Annotated in this window: 13 protein-coding genes; 9 read left to right on the top strand and 4 right to left on the bottom strand. The window is 59.5% G+C overall.

Translation table 11 applies throughout. From position 1 onward, the window contains the following. The first annotated feature begins 58 nt into the window (after positions 1 to 58). Positions 59 to 1,525, top strand: a complete 1,467-nt coding sequence (locus tag L6R21_15230; protein MCK6560545.1) for a T9SS type A sorting domain-containing protein — start codon at positions 59 to 61, stop codon at positions 1,523 to 1,525. Between the two features lie 332 nt (positions 1,526 to 1,857). Here L6R21_15230 and aroE read toward each other — a convergent pair whose 3' ends face one another. The 4 genes from aroE to L6R21_15210 form a co-directional block, all read right to left on the bottom strand. Then, positions 1,858 to 2,733, bottom strand: a complete 876-nt coding sequence (gene aroE, locus L6R21_15225; GenBank protein MCK6560544.1) for a shikimate dehydrogenase — start codon at positions 2,731 to 2,733, stop codon at positions 1,858 to 1,860. A 50-nt stretch (positions 2,734 to 2,783) separates the two neighbouring features. After that, the gene (locus tag L6R21_15220) at positions 2,784 to 3,221 is read right to left on the bottom strand and encodes an OsmC family protein (protein MCK6560543.1); all 438 of its coding nucleotides are present in this window, start codon (positions 3,219 to 3,221) and stop codon (positions 2,784 to 2,786) included. A 369-nt stretch (positions 3,222 to 3,590) separates the two neighbouring features. Further along, positions 3,591 to 4,184 carry a hypothetical protein gene (locus L6R21_15215; protein ID MCK6560542.1) on the bottom strand — a complete coding sequence of 198 codons (594 nt, stop codon included), beginning with the start codon at positions 4,182 to 4,184 and terminating at the stop codon, positions 3,591 to 3,593. A gap of 1,229 nt (positions 4,185 to 5,413) precedes the next feature. Beyond that, positions 5,414 to 5,665, bottom strand: coding sequence for a DUF433 domain-containing protein (locus L6R21_15210; GenBank protein ID MCK6560541.1), 252 nt, complete (start codon positions 5,663 to 5,665; stop codon positions 5,414 to 5,416). 653 nt (positions 5,666 to 6,318) lie between these two features. Here L6R21_15210 and L6R21_15205 point away from each other — a divergent pair. The 8 genes from L6R21_15205 to L6R21_15170 all read left to right on the top strand — a co-directional run bounded on the left by L6R21_15205 (position 6,319) and on the right by L6R21_15170 (position 18,013). Then, positions 6,319 to 6,810, top strand: a complete 492-nt coding sequence (locus tag L6R21_15205) for a hypothetical protein (protein MCK6560540.1) — start codon at positions 6,319 to 6,321, stop codon at positions 6,808 to 6,810. 112 nt (positions 6,811 to 6,922) lie between these two features. Continuing rightward, the gene (locus L6R21_15200) at positions 6,923 to 9,211 is read left to right on the top strand and encodes a TonB-dependent receptor (GenBank protein MCK6560539.1); all 2,289 of its coding nucleotides are present in this window, start codon (positions 6,923 to 6,925) and stop codon (positions 9,209 to 9,211) included. Positions 9,212 to 9,365: 154 nt separating this feature from the next. Continuing rightward, positions 9,366 to 10,091 (top strand): hypothetical protein, encoded by a 726-nt coding sequence (locus L6R21_15195; protein ID MCK6560538.1) that lies wholly within the window; start codon positions 9,366 to 9,368, stop codon positions 10,089 to 10,091. Positions 10,092 to 10,587: 496 nt separating this feature from the next. After that, positions 10,588 to 13,041 (top strand): Ig-like domain-containing protein, encoded by a 2,454-nt coding sequence (locus L6R21_15190; protein MCK6560537.1) that lies wholly within the window; start codon positions 10,588 to 10,590, stop codon positions 13,039 to 13,041. 21 nt (positions 13,042 to 13,062) lie between these two features. Beyond that, complete coding sequence (locus tag L6R21_15185; protein MCK6560536.1) at positions 13,063 to 14,007, top strand: hypothetical protein; 945 nt, start codon at positions 13,063 to 13,065, stop codon at positions 14,005 to 14,007. Positions 14,008 to 14,066: 59 nt separating this feature from the next. Then, positions 14,067 to 15,506, top strand: coding sequence for a M48 family metalloprotease (locus L6R21_15180; GenBank protein MCK6560535.1), 1,440 nt, complete (start codon positions 14,067 to 14,069; stop codon positions 15,504 to 15,506). Positions 15,507 to 15,997: 491 nt separating this feature from the next. Continuing rightward, positions 15,998 to 16,909 (top strand): FAD-dependent thymidylate synthase, encoded by a 912-nt coding sequence (gene thyX / locus L6R21_15175; protein ID MCK6560534.1) that lies wholly within the window; start codon positions 15,998 to 16,000, stop codon positions 16,907 to 16,909. A gap of 111 nt (positions 16,910 to 17,020) precedes the next feature. Next, positions 17,021 to 18,013, top strand: coding sequence for a hypothetical protein (locus L6R21_15170; GenBank protein ID MCK6560533.1), 993 nt, complete (start codon positions 17,021 to 17,023; stop codon positions 18,011 to 18,013). Positions 18,014 to 18,901: the final 888 nt, after the last annotated feature.

Raw genomic sequence — 18,901 nt, 5'->3', positions numbered from 1 at the left:
ATTTTGCCCATGAACGCTCCGCGTGCAGAGCGCGGCAGCCAACTGCAGCAGGCCAAGCATGAAGAAACTCAGTTGCATGGCGGTTTTGCTGCTCTTGATGCAGCACGCCGCTGCCCAAACTTTTCAGGATTTTCTCACCCGCGTCAACAACGCGCCGGCGGCGCAGCACGAGGCCTTGATCGACAGCCTGCTCGCGGCGCAGCCGGTGCTGCCGCTGCGGGAAGATACACTCGCGCATTTCCTCTACCGCGGCGCGGCCAGCCGGGTCACCGTGCCCGGCGATGCCAACGGCTGGAACCCGGACGCTTTCCCGATGACCCGGCTGGCAGCGACGACGCTGTGGTATCACAGCCGCGCGTTCGAAGCCGACGCCCGTCTCGACTACAAGTTCGTGCTCAACAACAGCACTTGGATTCTCGATCCCCGTAATCCGTATCAAGTTTCCGGCGGCTTCGGGCCAAATTCCGAGCTGCGCATGCCGGGGTTTGTGCCGCCGCCGGAGATTCAATATTCTCCCACCATTCCACACGGCAGCTTGCGCGACACGACGTTCTTCAGCGTCAATCTCAACAACAGCCGCGTGATTCGGGTCTACACGCCGCCGAATTACGCCGCCTCCAGCGCGCGCTATCCCGTGGTGTTGTTGCACGACGGACTGGAGTACATCACGCTGGCGCAAGCGAACAACGTGATTGACTATCTCATTGCGCACAACCGGATCGTGCCGATCATCGCGGTGTTCGTGCCGCCCAATCCCGGCAGACGAGCGGATGAGTACGCCGGCAACCTGCAGGCTCAGTTCACCACTTTCATTGTCAACGAAGTCATGCCGTGGGTGGATCGCCGCTACCGCACGCGCACGGAGGCAAGCAGCCGCGCCACCCTGGGCGCCTCCAACGGCGGCAACATCGCGCTCTGGCTGGGCTACAAACACCCTGAAGTGTTCGGGAATATCGCGGCGCATTCCAGTAACGTGGAAAACAACATTCGCACGGGATTCGAAAGCAGTCCGCGCCTCGACCTGCAGCTCTATCTCGACATGGGCACGTATGACCAGAGCATCTTGATCACGCGCGTCGGCAACTTCCTGCCGATTCTGCAGGCCAAGGGCTACACCTACCAATACCTCGAGTTTCATGAAGGACACAGTTGGGGCAATTGGCGGGCGCACCTCGACAACGCACTGGAGATGTTCTTTCCGGGCAGCGCCGTGGCGGTGCAGGCACAGCCGGCGAATCAACCGGTGGGATTCGAACTGCAGCAGAATTTTCCCAATCCTTTCAATCCCGTTACGACGATCAGCTACCGTCTCAGCCGGCCGGCGCACGTACGGCTGGAAATCTACAACCTGCAGGGCCGGTTCGTGCAGCGATTGGTGGATTCCGTGCAAGCGGCAGGAGGGCATGCCGCTCGTTGGGAAGGCATTGATCAAAACGGCAAGCCGCAGGCCAGCGGCATCTATCTCTATCGCGTACAACTCAACGGCAACACCGCGGCGACCAAACGCATGGTGCTGATTCACTGAAGCCGTGCGTGGAGCGATTCTTATCCGTCCGAAAACACCACCGCCCGGGCGCTTCGTCTTGAACCGTAGCACGTTCTGTTCGACGTGGGTACGCTTCGAGGCCGGCGCCCGGGCGGTTTCTTCATAATGGCGATGGGTAGGTGGCCGGGCTTCGCGGGTTTCGCAATGAGGTAGTGCAGTTCACCTCGCGGAGAGATCGCAACTCAACGGAACTCGCCGGCGGAGAGAAACAACCTTGCAGATAAAAACGCTCTTTCTCAGTTGGTTTGATTCTATCCGCGGGAGCAAATCATTTCTTTTGGATGAGAATCTCCTGGAAATCCAATTCCACCTTATGATTTGATTTGCAGCGCAGCTTTCAGCTTCTGCTCCAACTCTGCTTCGATATCTGCAATATCCAACCGCTGTCCACTCCACAACTCCAGCGCGGCCACGCCTTGATAGATCAGCATCGGCAAGCCGGAAAGCGTTCGGGCGCCGGCTGCGCGTGCTTCGCGCAGCAGCTTCGTTTCGTGGGGATTGTAGACAAGATCGACGACGCTGAGATCAGCGCGATGCAGGCCGGCCGGCATGGGAGAAACCTCGATCGCGGGCGACATGCCGGCGCTGGTGGCATTGATCAAGAGCGTGACGGTGGGCATTTGCAGCAGCTCCAGCCGCTCCGGCCACGTGACGAGACGGACTTTGGCTTGATCTGCCGGCGCGAGGCGGGCAAGCAGGCGCTGCGTCCGCGCCGGTTCGCGGTTGCTGAGATAGATCAAATCGACTCCGGCAACGAGCAACGCGAACAGCACCGCGGCGGCAGCGCCCCCGGCGCCCAGCAGCAGCACGGTTTCCTGCGCCACGGCAATGCCGGCGGCTTGCAGACTGCGGGCGAACCCCGGGGCATCGGTGTTGTATCCCAACAACAGGCCGGCCTCGCACACCACTGTGTTGACCGCGGCGATGCGATCGGCGGGCGCCACCAAATCGTCGAGCAGGGGAACGATCGCCTGCTTGTGCGGCAATGTGACATTCACGCCCGCCAGCTCGCCGGCGCGCATACGCGCCACCAGCGCCAGTAGTCCGGCGGCGGTGACGCGCAGCGCCTCATAGCGGAACGGCAAAGCAAAATGTTCGATCAAATGACGCTGCAGCACCGGCGAGAGTGAATGCGCGATGGGATCGCCGATCACCGCCAGCCGGCGTGCGGGTTGAGCAGTAGGCATGGGCAAGCAGGCGACCGCGCCGGCAGAAGGCACGGCGCGGCCGCCGGTTCTCAAGTTTGTGATTCGGGCGGCAAAATCTCGTAGCGATAGTTGATTTCCGCGCCGGGCCGTAATTGCGCGCTCACCGAGCAATACGTTTCGCGCGAAAGATCGATGGCGCGCTGCAGCTTGTCTGCGGGAATATCGCGGCCGCGCACCCGATACACCACGGTGATTTTGGTGAAACGCTTGGGATAATTCTCCGCCACCTCGGCATCGATGGCGATCTCAAAGGCGTCGAACGCCACCCGCATTTTCTTGAGCAAAGACACGACGTCCATGCCGGTGCAACCGGCGAGCGCCAGCAAAACCATCTCCCCGGGACGCAGCCCGGACTCACCGCCGCCGACCTCGGCCACCGCATCCATCACGATCGCATGATTCGAATATGCTTTGCCAACAAAACGCAACCCATCAACCCATTTGACCAAAGCCTGTTTCGTCACCATTTGATTCTCCGATCATTGTCCAATGTTGCAATTGCTACAGTCATCCATTGCACTGAGCAACAGCGAATCTTCAGAAGTCTATTCCGTGCTCAAAGAGCAGTGCGCCTGGTACTGCGATATTATGCTGCTCAGCACATCCCATGCTTTGCCGTCATTCTGCCGAAATTTTCTTCAGCATTGCCGCCATGCCCATGCTGAGGAAGGCCCTCGGCAGGATGACATGAAACGGGGCAGATGCACGACGGCTGGCGTTACCCGCTTGGGGTAGGAGGGTGGACTCGCCCTCAAAACGGGATTCAGTCCGAGCCAGAAAAATGCTCAAAAACGCGCCGCGTACCCCAAGTCGGGTGCACGCTGTGTTGGGCGGCTTTATTCTTTGGCAAGCCGAAAAACCTTGGCTGGAATAAGGAGCTCAGCTTTCGCTTCTACGCCTTGATGCCCCAAGGCTTCCACATATTCAGGATTGAAATGAAAACCTCCATTGCGGAACACTTCGCGATCCCAAGGATTCAATAAGAGTTCGTCTGTAATAATCCCTACATAGTCTGGCACATGGACAGCTTTGGTATGAGCATAGAGAACAGCACTCTTCACCATGGAAGCTCCCAGCGCTAGACACTTTTCCTTAACCTTGATGATGGTTTCACCACTGTCACAGATTTCATCTACAACAACCACTCGCTGGTGAGCAATTTCTGCGGGTGGGTTCACGAACCATTGTGGCTCTTTGAACTTTACGATGCCATTTATGCGCCGTGAAACACGTACCGGATAAATTTCGATTTGCAGTAGATGAGCTAACAGGGTTCCAGGATAATAACCGCCGCGTCCGATCGGCACAATGACTTCAGGCTGGAAATGTGATACTGACACAGCAAAGGCTTTACAGATCCCGTGAAAGTCCTCCCACGAAATGGGGTGAACTCCTGTGCGTGTTGAGTAATCATAGGAATTTTCTGACATCTTGAAGCCTTTCCACATGGACCGTATTGAGCCGCCCAACACTTAGGATTTTATGCGGCGTTGAGCAGGGGAGATGCTCAGTAGAATCACAAACCTGATCCTGCCCCACGGCGCCCAATACGTGCACGGCTCAATGCCGCATAAAATCGGGTTGAACGATGCCGGTTCCGGGCACGCGGATATGGGTATTCAATCCGCGCCTTTATCTATTCACCTGAGTCTTTTCGGGCGATATTTGCAGGCCATTCCGTAGATTCGCTCGCACAGCATGAAATCGACCCTATTCGTGAACCTGATTTTCGGTGCGAATGCCAGTTTTTTCAAAACAGAGCGTACTTCTCCTGTTTCCCCCGCTTGGCTTTTTGAAAATAGGTTTTGCCTTCGATTCACACATTATTCCGCTCACGGAGTCAGGATGAGTTCGATCCGTCAGCGGATCAAACTCTACCCGGTCTTCGGTACAACTTTGACCGCCGGCAGAATCTCTCTGCTCACCATCCGGCCTTTGCCACACTTGGGACACAGGCGCGGATCAATGCCCGTCAACTCAAAAAGCCACTCTTCCCAATTGAACGCCGGCGTTGATGGCGCCTGCTGAGCCGTTGCCGCTCCCGCTAATCCTCTTCCGCCACGATCAACTCAACGGTCTTGAAGCGTTGCTTGCTCTCGGCGTCAAAAAGAGTCCAATCACTGCACAAAAGCAAAGATATTCACGCAAAGGCGTAAAACCGCAAAGAAAAGACTTGCTGCAACTTTGTGTTTTGGCAACTCGGCGTGCGTTTATGGTTTTTTCGGTTCCAGCCCGATGGGTTGGGTACAGGTGCTGGCAATTCAACACCAGCGAGCCTGCGCGCTGAAGAGTGTGCGATATGATCCAATTCGCGCCGGGGAGCCGGCGGAGAGCGGCTTTGATCTCTGCGCGCGCGGAACGGCCGTGATTTTTGGAAGGGGAGTAAGCGACTTTTCCCGAAGGCAACGATGGAGCATTCATGCTCAAACTCCTCGTTTCTGCCAGCGTCCCGGGTGGTTGCGTGGAGCAGCCGCCCCAATTTGACTGGCGCAATTATGCAAATCGGGGGCACATTTTCAAGAAGATTTTTCTGGAATTTGCAGTTTTTTGATACTCGCTGTCCTCATGACCCGCGGCCCTCAGGTCCTGAACCATGCTTACGCCGAGGTTGACCTCAAAAAGATTCTTGCAGAATGACATCCCCCACCGATGGCTGCCGTCATGCCATTTTCGCATAGGCCAGACAGGCGCGGAGGTCGTCCCTTTCCAATGCCGGAAAATCTTCCAGCAGTTCGTCGCTTGTCGCACCCTGGCTCAGCAAATCCAAAATCATTTCGACCGAAATCCGCATGCCGCGGATGACGGGTTTGCCGCCAAAGATGTTGGGGTTGAACGTGATTCGCTTCAATAGATCGTTCCTCTGGCCTCTCCCTGGAGTTGCGCTATTCAGTGACAGGGGTTTTTTCGGCATTTCGAGTCCTCCACCGCCCAATACCGATGAAAAAGCATGGCAAGAATTCTTGTGCACAAGAAAACATTCCCAAACCACATTCGCAAGAAAATTTCCCCGTCGCCGCCAAGGCGCAACCCTAAGAGATCAACAGGAGAAAACTGAGCAAGCAGAGAGTGTGGCGTTTGGAAAATCTTCTTCAAACCCAATCCGAACGAGCCGAAACCACAGCTTACCCCCAAGACACGAAGGCACCAAGCTTTTTGCTTGGCGTATTGGTGCCTTGGTGGTGAGAGAATTCTTGCTCCTTTTGCAACAAATGAATTTTGCAAAGACCACAAACTCCGCTTTCTCCGTTTTTACTTGGTTGAAAATCTTTGCCCTTTTGCAGCGATTGAACTTTCAGCGGTTGCCCCTCCGGATTTCCACAGCGAAACTCCGCTTTTCATTTTGAAAAGCCGCTCTTGCAAAAATGACAATTCGCCGCTTCCCCAAGAGATGCAAGCCCCGGCCGGAGCCTCCGGATGCAATTGTTTGATTTCATAACAGTTGGGGCGCAGAAAGCCGGCCCGACTCGCCGGCGGGCTGCGGCTGGCATGTGGTTTGAAAATAACAGCGGCGAGCTATAGCCAAAGCCAATTCGGATTCTTGCCATTCTCCAAGGAGTTTTTGCAATGCAGCGCAGATTTCTCTTAGCGATTCTCTTGCTCGCGGCCCTTTCCGTTTTCCTGGTTGCCTGCGGCGGAGATGATAACCCCGTCACTCCCACGCAACAATATGGTTCGGTTTCCGGCACCGTGACCTTCGTGGGAAACTGGCCGGCCACCGGCGAAGTGCAAATCTCAATTTGGCCCTCGTGGCCGCCGGCGGGTCCCCCTTCCGCAGCCACGCTGCCCATCGCCAGCACGGCGACGTTCAACTATAAAATCGAAGGTTTGAATCGCGGCACCTACAAAGCGATCACGGCCGGCTGGCGTGATCCCGCCAACCCCGCGGGTGCACGGGTGCTCGGCATCTATATCAACGATCCCAACAACAGCGGCGTGTCCATCGATACGGGCACCGGCCGGCCGACCTACGCCACGCCGGCGCCGATCGTGATTGCCGACGCCAAAATGGATCACACCGGTTTGAACCTCAAGGCGGATTTTGCGTTCGCGCCCTGAGGCCGGCTGAGCAGTTTGAGCGCAGTGGAAGCCGCCAAGGTTGAATGCTGCAGCCGCCGGCACGCGGAGGAGTAGCAGCAAGGGTCGAGGCCAACTGACGAAAGTGATTGCCATGCCAAAAGTCTTCATCAAGCCGGGCGTGATTGCCGGTGTTCTCATTCTGAGCAGCCTGTTGTCCGGCGCGTGGGCGCAACCCGCGGGCAACGGCACCGCAGCGCGGGCCGGAGAAATTCACGGCCGCGTGCTCGATGCCGAAAAGCAAGTGCCGCTGGCGTGGGTGAATGTGGTGGTGGAAGGAACCTCGCTGGGCACCGCCACCGGCACCGACGGCAGCTTTGTCATCTCGGGCGTGCCCGAGGGCGAGTACCGGCTGATCTTGTCCCGCCTGGGCTATGAGGCTCTGGCGGTGCCGAATCTCGTGCTGGCGGCGGGGCAGCGGCTCGCGCGCGAGTTTTATCTGCGGGAAAGCTATCTCCAGGGTGATGAAATCACCGTGACCGCGGCGCGCAAGGAGCAGACCGCGCACATGGCGCCCGCGAGCGTGGCCACGCTGGATGCGCTGCAGATTCGCCAGCGCAATGTGACCACCTTCGATCAGGCCCTGGCCTCGACGCAGGGCATCTCGGTGTTTCGCTCGGCCGGCACCACCGTGCAGTCGGTTTCGATTCGCGGCTCCTCGGACGTGGCCGGCGGCGGGGTGGGCAACCGCGTGTTGTTGTTGATCGACGGCCGGCCGGCGCTGACTTCGGATTCCGGCGGCGCGTTGTGGAGTCTGGTGCCGTTGAATTTCGTCGACCGCATCGAGATCGTGAAAGGCGCGTTTTCTTCGCTCTACGGCAGCACGGCCATGGGCGGCGTGGTCAACGTGATCACGCGCCGGCCCAACTACGCCCGCAAGACGCACGTGGAGGCGAGCTACGGCTTTTATGAATTGCCGCCGGCGGGGCTGCGCCACACGGACACGCCCGGCACGCTCAGCGCGCTGGCTTTCAATCACAGCGGCCGCTACAAGCGCGTATCCTATTTGCTCAATCTCAGCCGCAAACAATCCGACGGCTTTCGTGAGCGCAGCGCCTACGAGTTCTATGATCTCTACAGCAAGCTGTTGGTGGATTTCCGGCAGAACCGCAACTTCGAAGTGAGCATGGGCGGCACGCTTTCCAAAAACGATTATCCCCACACCTGGCTGAGCAATCTGCAGCCGTTCCGCGTGGCGCCGCACTTTCAGGATAACCGGCAGGTCAAACGCGCGCTCAACGCCGACTTTTACTATTGGGCAGTGCCCAGTGCCCGGGTGAAATACGGCTCACGGTTCTATTTCTATCGCAACGCGGCGCGCAGCTACTTCAATGAAAATGACCCGTTCCAGCAGATTCCCCGCAACGAGCCTTACGGTTTGCACACCATCGTGGACGCCGACAAGTTCGGCAACCTTACCCAGGTAGATTGGCAGGTGAGCGAGAGCCATGATCTCATTCTCGGCCTGGATGCTCAAATCGATCACGTGGTCAGCTCGCCGGACAGCATCATGTACGGCGACCAGCAGGTCAATAACTTCGCGGTGTATGCCCAGGATGAGGTGCGCGTGACCCCGCGCCTGACGCTCACCACCGGCGCGCGGCTGGATTACAACATTCTGGTGGGCGGCAAGCGCCAAAACCAGGTGAGTCCGAAGATCGGCTTGGTATATCATCTCACCGAGCACACCTCGCTGCGCGGCCTCGCGGGCCAGGCGTTTCGCGCGCCTTCGATTGCCGAGCGTTTCTTCCGCAAGGAAATCAGCGGCGGCACCTCGTTCGTGCCCAACCCCAATCTGCAGGCCGAGCGCGTGAATTCCTTCGAAGTCGGCGGCCGCAGCCAGTTCGGCACCTGGCTGGATGTCGATCTCGCCCTGTTTCACTACCGCTATCGCGACATGATCTACTGGGTGTCGCTGCCGCAGCAGCCCGGCCAGTTCGAGCCGATGTTCCAAGTGCGCAATTTGAACCGCGCGCTGATGCAGGGCGTGGAAGTGGGCGCAAATTTCTATCTGCAGCGCCGGCTGCGGCTGCGCGCCGGCTACACCTATCTCGATGCGGTGGACCGTTCCGCGGACCGCAGCGATGACTTGCTGGCCTATCGTGTGCGCCACGCGCTCAATTTCGGCGGCACGTTCAGTTGGAAGAAGTACGAGCTCAATCTCGACGGCCGCTACAACGGCCGGGTCGAAGAGGTTTTTCTCTATCCCAACGACGAGCCTAAGGCCTACTGGCTGTTGAACACCAAGCTGGTGGCGGGACTGATGAAAGGCGCCGCGGTTTCGCTGAGCTGCAACAATCTGTTGAATTCGCAATTTGAAGAACTCGCGCGCTATCGCATGCCGGGCCGCCATTGGATTGCCGGCCTGAGCTATGAGTTTTAGCGCGCTTTTGGAATTGCAAACCCCCTCTGGTTAGAACGCTCAGGCCGCGGGCATCTTCCCGGGCGGCGGCGACCGGCATTGCCGGATGCCGGTGCTGTGCCGGGGAAGATCCCGCGGAATGACGTTTGCGACCGAAATCATCCGATACTGCTGCATGCACTCACCCGTCCTTTATCTCCCCATTTTCACCACCCTCATCGCCCTGGCGTTTTCCGGGATCGTTTGGCAGCGTTACCGCCAAAAGGGCAAAGGCGCGCATTTGCTGTGGTGGGCGGCCGGCATTCTGCTTTACGGCGTGGGAACTTTCACGGAAGGCTTCACGACGTTGTACGGCTGGCGCGAAGGGGTTTTTCGGGCCTGGTATATTGCCGGCGCTTTGCTGGGCGGCGCGCCCCTGGCGCAGGGCACGGTCTATTTGCTGTTGCGGCGTGAAACCGCAAACCGGCTGACGCTGCTGCTGGTGCCGCTGGTGGTGGTCGCGGCCGCGTGCGTGCTCGCCGCGCCGGTGAATCATGCCCTGGTGGAGGCCCATCGCTTGTCCGGCAAAGTGCTGGACTGGCAGTGGGTGCGGCTGTTCAGTCCCGTGATCAACACCTACGCCTTCATCTTTTTGGTGGGCGGTGCGGCGCTGTCGGCCTATCGTTTCCGCAATCGCCGGCAGACGTATCACCGCTTCATTGGCAACCTCTGGATTGCGGTCGGGGCGTTGCTGCCCGGGATTGGCGGCGCCTTCACGCGCTTCGGCCACACCGAGGTTTTGTACGTCACGGAGTTGATCGGCATCATTTTCATCTTTATCGGCTATCGCTACAACGTCAGCGGCAGAGATCCGCAGCCGGCCCGCCGCGAGGCCGCCGTCTCGCCAGCGCCCAAGCAGTGAGCCTGCGTTTGCAAGAGGTTCATGGCCGTTTGCCGTGGGTGGGGTACTTTCCCTCAGCAAAAAACAAAGCAATTCACGCGGAGACGCAGAGCCGCAAAGAAATACTTTGCGGTTGCCAAATGGTGAAATGTTGGGCGCTGTAGGTTGGTCTGGACAAGGTCCCTCCGGGATGACCAATGGGCGCGGGTGAGGTATTCACAAGGTCCCTCCGGGATGACAGGGCTGTGCCTGGGTCTTCACGAGTTCCTTTCGGGGCGACACCGGACTCTACCGCCCGGGCGGTTGGCCTTGCTGGGTTGCGCGGTCTCTGAATTGGAGCACTCTCTCCTTCTGATTTCACGCTTGATATTCTCGGAAAAAGTTGGTTTTTTAGCCCGGCGGCAAGTGCGGCCGTGCGCGGCCGTTGCTTGGCGGATGCCGGAGAGGCCTGCAGCACCGGCGCCCGGTTACTCCAGATTGCGAAATTTCATTCACCCGCTGCCAGAAGGATCGCTCGATGATGGGTAAGAAAGCGTGGGCGTTGCTGTGGCTGTGTTTTTCCCTGATGCCGTGGGCGCTACCGGCACAAGATCTCGCGGGCGTGAGTATTTGCATTGACCCGGGCCATGGCCCCGGCAGCGTGAATGCCGGGCCGACCGGCCTGCGCGAAGCGGACATCAATTTTCGCGTGGCCACTTTTCTCAAGAACTATCTCACCGCTGCCGGCGTGGACACGGTTTTGCTGACCCACCAGAATAACGCCAGCGACATCAGTCTGAGCCAGCGCGAGCAAATCGCCAACAACTTCGGGGTGGACTGGTTTCACTCCGTGCATCACAACGCCACCGGCTCCACCAACACCTCCACGCGCTACACGCTGGTGCTGCTCGAAGAAAAGCGCGACCCGGCGCGGCCCTGTCCGAACGGCAGCAGCTCCGGCACCGGCCGCGCCGAATGGCCGGGCCAATCCGACGTGATGAGCAATCTCATGGCCGAGAGAATCTTCCAGGCCTATCGCACTTCTTCCTTCTTGACGCGCCTGGACTGGACCTTCTACGGCGGCTGCAACGGCGGCTTCAGCCTGGGCGTGTTGAACGATCTGCAAATGCCGGGCGAGCTCTCCGAAGGCACGTTTCACGACCATCCCGGAGAAGAAGCCAAGATGCGCAATCCTGATTTCTTGCGCATGGAAGCGCGCGCCCTGGCGATGAGCTTTTTTGAATACTACAACGCCGGCAAAATGTCCACCGGCGCGCTGGTGGGCCTCATCAGCGACGCGAAAAACGGCGCGCGGCTCAACGGCATCACGGTCACGCTGCAGCCCGGCAACCGCACTTACACCACCGACAACAACCGCAACGGCGTTTATGTTTTCGACGATCTTCCGCCGGGCACCTACACGGTGGCAATCGCCGCGCCGGAGTACCTGCCGCTGACCGCGACGGTGACGGTTGCCGCGCACGCGTTCAGCGCCGCCGACGGCCGTTTGGTTCCTACGGCGCTGCCGCACGTGAGCCAGGTCAGCCCGGAACCGGATGGTCAAAACGTCTATGTCTATGCGCCGATCCGCATCACCTTTTCGCGCAACATGAATACCGCCTCGGTGCAAGCGGCGTTTCGCCTGCAGCCGGCAGTGGCCGGCGTGCTCGGCACCGTCGCCAACAATCCCAGAGAGTTTCTCTTCACCCCGGATTTTCGCTTCGAGTTTGGCACGCGCTACACGGTGACGATCGACAGCACGGCGAGCGATCAGTTCGGGCATGACCTGGAGGGCGGCACGTTCCAGTGGAGCTTCGCGACCATGCCGCGCAACGCTGCAACGCCGGCGGTGGTGGATTTCGCGCCGGCCAACAAGCAGACACAGGTTTTCGTACGCGACGTCATCGAAATGCGCTTTAATCGCGAAATGGCAATGGCCTCACTCCTGCCGCCGGCTCTGCAAGTCTTTGCGATTCCGGGCAATCCCGCCGGCATGCGGGTTTTCCTTTCCCGTGAAAACGATTTGTACAAGTACAGTCTGGTGCCCGTCGGCAATTTGCTGGGCAACCGGGTTTACACCGTGCAGCTTTCCGAGCAAGTGCGCGACGCGCAGGGTAAACGCCTGCCGCAAGCGTTGGAATGGAAATTCAAGACCGCCCTCGCGCCGGAAGTGGTGGAGCTGCGCAGCACGTTTTCCGCCACGGATCATATTCTGAGCGATCCGCGGCAGCATGCCGGCAGCAACAACTTCGTGGCGGATTCCACCGATTTTGCACTCGTCCCGTTGTTCGTGGTGAGTGATTCCACTGCCGGCCGGTTGCGCTATGCGTTCGTGCCCAATCGCAACGGTGCCGTGTTCATGAGCCTGGCTGCGGCGCTGGTCCTGGGCGACAATGACCTCGCCAGCCTGCTGGTGTTTGGCGACGCCAGCGGGAACACGCTGCGCTGGCATGTGCGCGGCAACGACGGCCAGCTTTATGTTTGGGAGAAACGCCTGGATTGGACCGGCTGGCGCAATCTCAAATTCGAAGTGCAGAAAGACAGCGTGAATCTGGCGGGACAAAGGTTTGCCGCAGCCACGCTCGCGCCTTTGCGCTGGGAGGATTTATCCCTGTCGAATACCGGCGCGGCCACGGGCGAGATTTATTTTGAAGATTTGTCTTATGGCCATCCGCGCAGTGTGAAGGTGGATGAGCCTGCGGCCGCTGGGCCGGCGACCTTCGTCCTGCGGCAGAATTATCCCAATCCCTTCAATCCCACCACTGAGATTGAATTTGAAATGGCGACTACCGCAGCGGTGGAGCTGGCGATCTTCGATCCCGCTGGCCGCCGCGTGCGCGTGTTGCTGGCAGGTGTGGCCGCCGCGGGCCGGCATCGCGTGCGCTGGCACGGCGACGAGGAGGGCGGCCGGGCCGTGGCTTCCGGCCTTTATTTGGTGAAAATGACCAGCGGAAGTTTTACCGCAGTGCGCAAGCTGTTGCTCGTGCGCTGATTGCCGAAGAAAGCGAGTTTCATGAGAAAAAGACTGTTGCTCCTGTTGTTGCTGGCTGCGTCTTCCGCGTTTCCACAAATTGCGGGCAGCCCGCAGCGGCAACGTTTGACCGACGCCGGCCGGGAGTTCATGCAACCGGTTTGGTCGCCCACCGGCGAATGGATTGCGCTCACCGGGCCCAATTATGACGGCATCTGGCTCCTGCGGCCGGAGGGCACCGACCTGCAGCAATTGACCGGCGATCACGCCGTGGGCTACAAGATGAGTTGGTCGGCAGACGGCCGGTTTCTGGCAGGCCGCGTGACGCGCTGGGATAATCGCCGGCGCCAGCACGGGCTGAAAGTCTATGATATCGAAACCAGGACCGGCACCCTGGTTTCCGATGAACGCAAACGCATGCCCGGTGTGCCACAATGGGTGCCCGGGCAGGGCCGCCTCGCGCTGTGGGCCGGCCGTGGGGTGGAATATTTTGAAGTCGCTTGGGCGCCTCAGCCGGAACTTGCGAGCGCAGTGACCCGGCCATTGATTTTTGCGACACCGCAGGGTGTGGTGGTAAGGGGAGCCGGCACGAGCACGCAGGTGTTGCAGCCGGTGGCGGGTGAAATCATCAACGCCGAGCTTGCGCCGGACGGCACGCGCCTCGTTGCGGAAGCCCTGGGCAGCCGGCTGTTTGTCTCTTCGCTCACTGACAGCGGCGTGATAGCATTGGGCCAGGGCGAGCGGCCGCATTGGTCGCCGGACGGCCAGAAAATCGCGTTCCTGATCAGCGCGGATGACGGCCATCAACTCAAACAGGCGGACATCTATACGATCAATCCCGACGGCACCGGCCGGGTGAATGTGACGGCGACCGCCACGCAACTGGAAATGAATTGCAGTTGGTCGCCCGACAGCCGGCAGTTGGTTTACGACGAACGCAGCACCGGCGCCATTTGGGTGATGAGGTGGAATCGGGTGCAGGAGTGAGGCAGCCGTTTCCGTCACGGGAGTGGTATTGCAAGGTACAAGAAATCGGAGGTACCAAAATGTATCGTCGCAGTTTGGCTTTGCTCTTGCTGGCCGGTGTTGCGGTGCTGGCGTCAGTTTCGTGCACCAAGGACTATGTCACCGGCAAATCGACTTTCAATCTCATGAGTGAGTCCAGCGAGGTTGCCCTGGGCAAGGAGGCGGATCCCCAAATCGTGGCAGAGTATGGTCTGTACGATGATGCGAATTTGACCGCCTATGTTGACGGCATTGGCCAAAGCATCGCTCGCGTTTCGCAGCGGCCCAATTTGCAGTACACCTTTCGCGTGGTGGACAGCCCGATCGTGAATGCCTTTGCGCTGCCGGGCGGCTATGTTTATTTCACCCGCGGCATTTTGGCGCATTTCAATTCCGAAGCGGAGCTGGCCGGCGTGATGGGCCACGAAATCGGCCACGTGGTGGCGCGGCACGGCGCCGAACAGCAATCCAAAGCGCAGCTCGCGCAGTTGGGCCTGGGGTTGGGCAATATTCTGTCCGAGGATTTTCGCCGGATCAGCGGCGTGGCCGAGCTGGGCCTGAGCTTGATCTTTCTGAAATTCAGCCGCAGCCAGGAGTCGGAATCCGATCTGCTCGGTGTGGAGTATTCCACCAAGCTCGGTTATGACGCGCGGGAAATGGCGGGTTTTTTCCGCACCATCGCGCGGCTGAGTGATGACGGCGGCGGCCGCATGCCGGTGTTTTTGTCGACGCATCCTGATCCCGGCCAGCGCGAAACCCGCGTCGCCCAGCTTGCCGCCGAGTGGCAGGCCAAAATTCCCTTCACGCCCAAGACGCTGGATCGCAAGGATTATCTGCGCATGATCGATGGCATCGTTTATGGCGATGATCCGCGCCAGGGCTTTGTCGAGAACAATGTCTTCTATCATCCCGAGTTGCGCTTCCAATTTCCGGTGCCGGCCAAGTGGGCGCTGATGAACTCGCCGAGCGCGGTGCAAATGATGAACGCCGAGAAGAACGCCATGATCGAGTTCAGCCTGGGCCGCGGCGACAGCCCCAAGGCAGCGGCCGGCAGTTTTGTGCAGAACGCGCAAGCCCAGGTCATTCGCGAACAAGCCACGCGCGTGCACGGCCTGCCGGCGCATGAGGTCGAATCCCAGGTGCAGACACAAAACAACGTACTGCATCTGCTCTCTTACTTCATCCAAAAGGGCAACGCCATCTACGTTTTTCACGGTTACACCACCAACGCGCTTTATCCCACTTATGCGGCGACCTTCAAGAGCGTGATGGTCGGCTTCGATGAATTGCGCAATCAGGCGGCGCTGCAGAAGCAGCCGCTGCGCGTGCGCATCGAGCGCGTGGAAAAGGCCGGCGATTTGGCCACGGTGCTGCGCGGCTACCGCACGGAAGAAAAGACGCTCAGCGAGTTGGCGATTCTCAATGGCATGACCCTGCAGGATCAGGTCAAACGCGGCGATTACATCAAAGTGGTGCGCTAGCGCGCCCCTGCGCTATTGGTGTCAAGCCAGAGCCCGTCCAAGAACACCACCGCCCAGGCGCTTCGTCACGAGCAGGAGTGAGTTCTATTCGACTTGTGCACGCTTGGAGGCCAGGCGCCCGGGCGGTTTATTCAATTCTGCACAGACGCAGGCGAAGTGGCATTGTGCTGCTAACCACTGCGGTGGCATCCTGCTGATCGCGTGATCGTGATCAGGTTTGTTCCAAGCACGAATCGTGGCGTCGCAGCTGCCAGGTTTTTCATTCAAGACTCGCAGCGTTTCCACGGTGCTTGAAGTATTGGAAACCCCGGCTCAGCCGTGGTGGGAACATTTTCGGACGGACACCAATCAACCCAATGCGGAAATCGCCAGCGGGTAGAAACAATCCCGCAGATGAAAAAGCTCTTGATCAGTTGGGTTGTTTCCATCCGCTGGATGAAATCATTGCCTTCAGGACAACGACATCATTCTAAAGTGACTAAGGAACCAACGTGACGCCCGAGCAGCTTTTTGAGGCATGGGGCGGGGTGATGGAAAACGGCTATGCGGTGATGCACGCGCCGGTGCAGCGCTCGCCGGCGGGCACGCCGTATTTGACCCGTCCGGGCGTGGTGCTGTTGTCCCGGCCGCAAGTCAACCCGGCGGGTTTGCAGGCTTTCCTCACCGGCTTCGATGCCGGCCTGCAATTCGACCATTACCTCGACGACCCCACGCCCCTGGCGCCCGGCGCGCAGTTGTGCAAAATCGCCGGCCAAACCTGCTACGCCAGCTTCGGCCCCAAGCGCACGCGCAATGACCAGGCCGGCCGCTATTTCGACAACCTCATGAGCAGCGGCCACGGCTCGGTGCTGGAGCACGCGAATTATTCCTTTCTGCTCTACGGCATCTCCCGCAGCCTGACGCACGAGCTGATTCGCCATCGCGCCGGCTTCGGCTACTCGCAGTTGTCGCAGCGCTACGTCTCGGGCCGGGTGTTGCGCTTTGTCGAGCGGCCGGAGTTTCAGGATGGCGGCGCGCTGCACGAACAGTTTCTGCAGCGCATCGACCGCAGCCACGCCGAGTATCATGCCCTGGCCGAGCGCCTGCTCGCCGAGCAGCAGGCGGGCGCGGCCTTGCTCTCCGCCGAGGCTGCGACCGACTTGCGCAAGAAAGTGAACCAATCCGCGCGCGCCGTGCTGCCCAACGAAACCGAAACCATCGTGGTGGTGACGGGCAACGTGCGCGCCTGGCGGCATTTCATCGAAATGCGCGCCAGCTCACATTCGGAGGTGGAAATCCGCGGCCTGGCCGTGCGTGTCTGGCTGTGCCTGCGCGGCCTCGAGCCGCTGTTGTTCGGCGATTACCAATTGGAACATCTCCCCGACGCCACCTTCACCTTGACCACGTCTTATCGCAAGGTTTGACGCGCCCGGCCCGCCTTTGTCCTTGCAAATAAACGGCAAATTTGTTACCCTGGAGCCGTTTGCCGTCAGCTTCACATGATCATCGCCACGGGCTAACCCGCGCAGGACGCAATGGAACAGGACGCACTGCTTCGCAAAATTTGGCTGGAAAACGAGCTGCCGCTGCGGGCGCGCTCGCACCGCTTGTGCGAGGAAATCGCCGAGGCCGTCGCGCAAGGCCGGGCGGAAGCGGTGTTCACGAAACTCTGCCGCAGCCTCCGCCTGCCAGCCACGCAGTGGGCCGGCGCCGCGCAGCGCGTCTGGGAAAATCTGCCGGAGCAGCCCTCCTCCGAAGCGGCGGAATTCAAGGCTCTGTTGGCGGCCGCGGAAGCCCGCCATGACAACGCAGCGGAGCGCAATCAACTGCGCTTGTGGCTCTGGCGCCGGGTGGTGCGTTCCGGCAAGGCCGAGTTGATCTCCAGCCGTTTTTTTGCGGACGAGCATCTCTTCTATCGTACCCTGCGCGATGACCGGCTGATTTCATGGTACGGCGGCCGCCAGGCGGAATGGCCGGTGCAGCTTCTGCTCGGCCTCTTTCTCGGCGGCCGCGAGGAGACCCAGCGGCTGCGCTTGAAACTCTACTGGCCCACGGCGCGGCTGCCGGAAGATTTCCAGCCCTCCCGCAGCGAGAACCGCGCGCTGCGGCGGCTGTGGGAGGCGCGCATTCTCGTGCGCTTCGGCAAGTGGACGCATCTGCATCCGGAAATCATGTTGCTGCTGCCGGAAATCACCTCCTTCACCTCACCGGTGTTCGAGTGGAGCGGCCACACGCTGGTGGCGCACATGCCGGACGGCCGGCGCTGGCCGGTGGCGCCCTTTGCGCTGGCGGCGTTGATCTGCGACGAGGCGCTGGCCTTCTTTGGCCGCGACCGCCAGGCCTGGTGGCGCAATTTTGCGAGCTATGCGGCGGCCTATCTTGCCCGCCCCGAAGATGTCGCCTCGCACTTCCTCATCGCAGTCTGCGATGATCTTGGATTGCATCTCATGCGCGACGCCGGCGGGCCGTTCCTGCGGGAGCTGGCCGAGTCGATTCAATATCTGGAAACGCTGCGCGCCGCGCTGTAAGCTCTGCGGCCAGAGCGGAAAGCATGAGGGACCAACACGGTTTGCAGTGAAAAAGCAGGAGTGCCTGGGTCCGCTTGATACAAAAGCCGTATGGCGATGAAAACGCTGATGGCATAATTCAAGTCGCGCGTTCTCTTGCTGTAGCGAGGATTCATTCAGCTCGGCAATGTTGAGTTAGATCTGTTGATGCCGGATACTACAACGTTAAGTACACAATGTCTTCTCCAGAAGGCCAGGTTGACCCCGACGGGGTCGCATGTAATAGCCCACGGGCAGCGCCCTGGGAACCGATGGGATCTGTCGCATATAGCCCTGCAGGTGCGGTATTCCTAGCGTGGTTCTCTGGCGCCCCGCTTGGTGAGATCTCATGAATACCGATTTTCCAGGGCGTTGCCCTTCGCATTTACATTTCGCCCGTTTGGGGCCATTTGTCTGTGCCATAGAATTCGACTTAACGTTGTAGTGTGAACGACTCACTTCCCCCCGCCCCAGCTCTTGAGAGAGAGGGAAGAAAGCGAGTCAGAAGAATGCCTGCAACTCCCCTGTCTTGATGAGGAGTGGGGAAGTTGGCTGCTGCAAAGAGGAATTGTTGCCTCAAAAGCAAAGAGGTTTTTCCGACTCATAGAAACAACCCAACCGATACCATTCTATTCCATCGGTTGGGTTGTTTCTATCCGTTGGCGACTTTCTTTGCGTCGCAGACTGATGCGTGACAGGGTGAGTTTTCTGACGTAACATTGTCAAGCTAGAATTGGTGCATGGCAACGAATGTTGGCGTACGAACCGCTGTGGAAGCTGCGCCACCGCACAGCGCAGTGTTTGCCAGCGGGTTGGCCGCAGGAGGCCGGGCCGAAATCCAACGGAAAAGCGCTGCAACGTTACACCCAA

Source organism: bacterium, from assembly GCA_023150945.1.
GTDB lineage: Bacteria > Zhuqueibacterota > Zhuqueibacteria > Zhuqueibacterales > Zhuqueibacteraceae > Coneutiohabitans.
Note: the sequence above shows the minus strand (reverse complement) of the source record. Positions and strands in the feature narration are given on the sequence as shown.

Excerpts from the sequence above, each read along its gene's own strand:
- L6R21_15215 (MCK6560542.1), bottom strand. The coding sequence starts at position 4,184 with ATGTCAGAAAATTCCTATGATTACTCAACACGCACAGGAGTTCACCCC.
- L6R21_15195 (MCK6560538.1), top strand. The coding sequence starts at position 9,366 with ATGCACTCACCCGTCCTTTATCTCCCCATTTTCACCACCCTCATCGCC.
- L6R21_15230 (MCK6560545.1), top strand. The coding sequence starts at position 59 with ATGAAGAAACTCAGTTGCATGGCGGTTTTGCTGCTCTTGATGCAGCAC.
- L6R21_15200 (MCK6560539.1), top strand. The coding sequence starts at position 6,923 with ATGCCAAAAGTCTTCATCAAGCCGGGCGTGATTGCCGGTGTTCTCATT.
- L6R21_15180 (MCK6560535.1), top strand. The coding sequence starts at position 14,067 with ATGTATCGTCGCAGTTTGGCTTTGCTCTTGCTGGCCGGTGTTGCGGTG.
- L6R21_15185 (MCK6560536.1), top strand. The coding sequence starts at position 13,063 with ATGAGAAAAAGACTGTTGCTCCTGTTGTTGCTGGCTGCGTCTTCCGCG.
- L6R21_15190 (MCK6560537.1), top strand. The coding sequence starts at position 10,588 with ATGATGGGTAAGAAAGCGTGGGCGTTGCTGTGGCTGTGTTTTTCCCTG.
- L6R21_15220 (MCK6560543.1), bottom strand. The coding sequence starts at position 3,221 with ATGGTGACGAAACAGGCTTTGGTCAAATGGGTTGATGGGTTGCGTTTT.
- L6R21_15210 (MCK6560541.1), bottom strand. The coding sequence starts at position 5,665 with ATGCCGAAAAAACCCCTGTCACTGAATAGCGCAACTCCAGGGAGAGGC.
- L6R21_15205 (MCK6560540.1), top strand. The coding sequence starts at position 6,319 with ATGCAGCGCAGATTTCTCTTAGCGATTCTCTTGCTCGCGGCCCTTTCC.
- aroE (MCK6560544.1), bottom strand. The coding sequence starts at position 2,733 with ATGCCTACTGCTCAACCCGCACGCCGGCTGGCGGTGATCGGCGATCCC.
- L6R21_15170 (MCK6560533.1), top strand. The coding sequence starts at position 17,021 with ATGGAACAGGACGCACTGCTTCGCAAAATTTGGCTGGAAAACGAGCTG.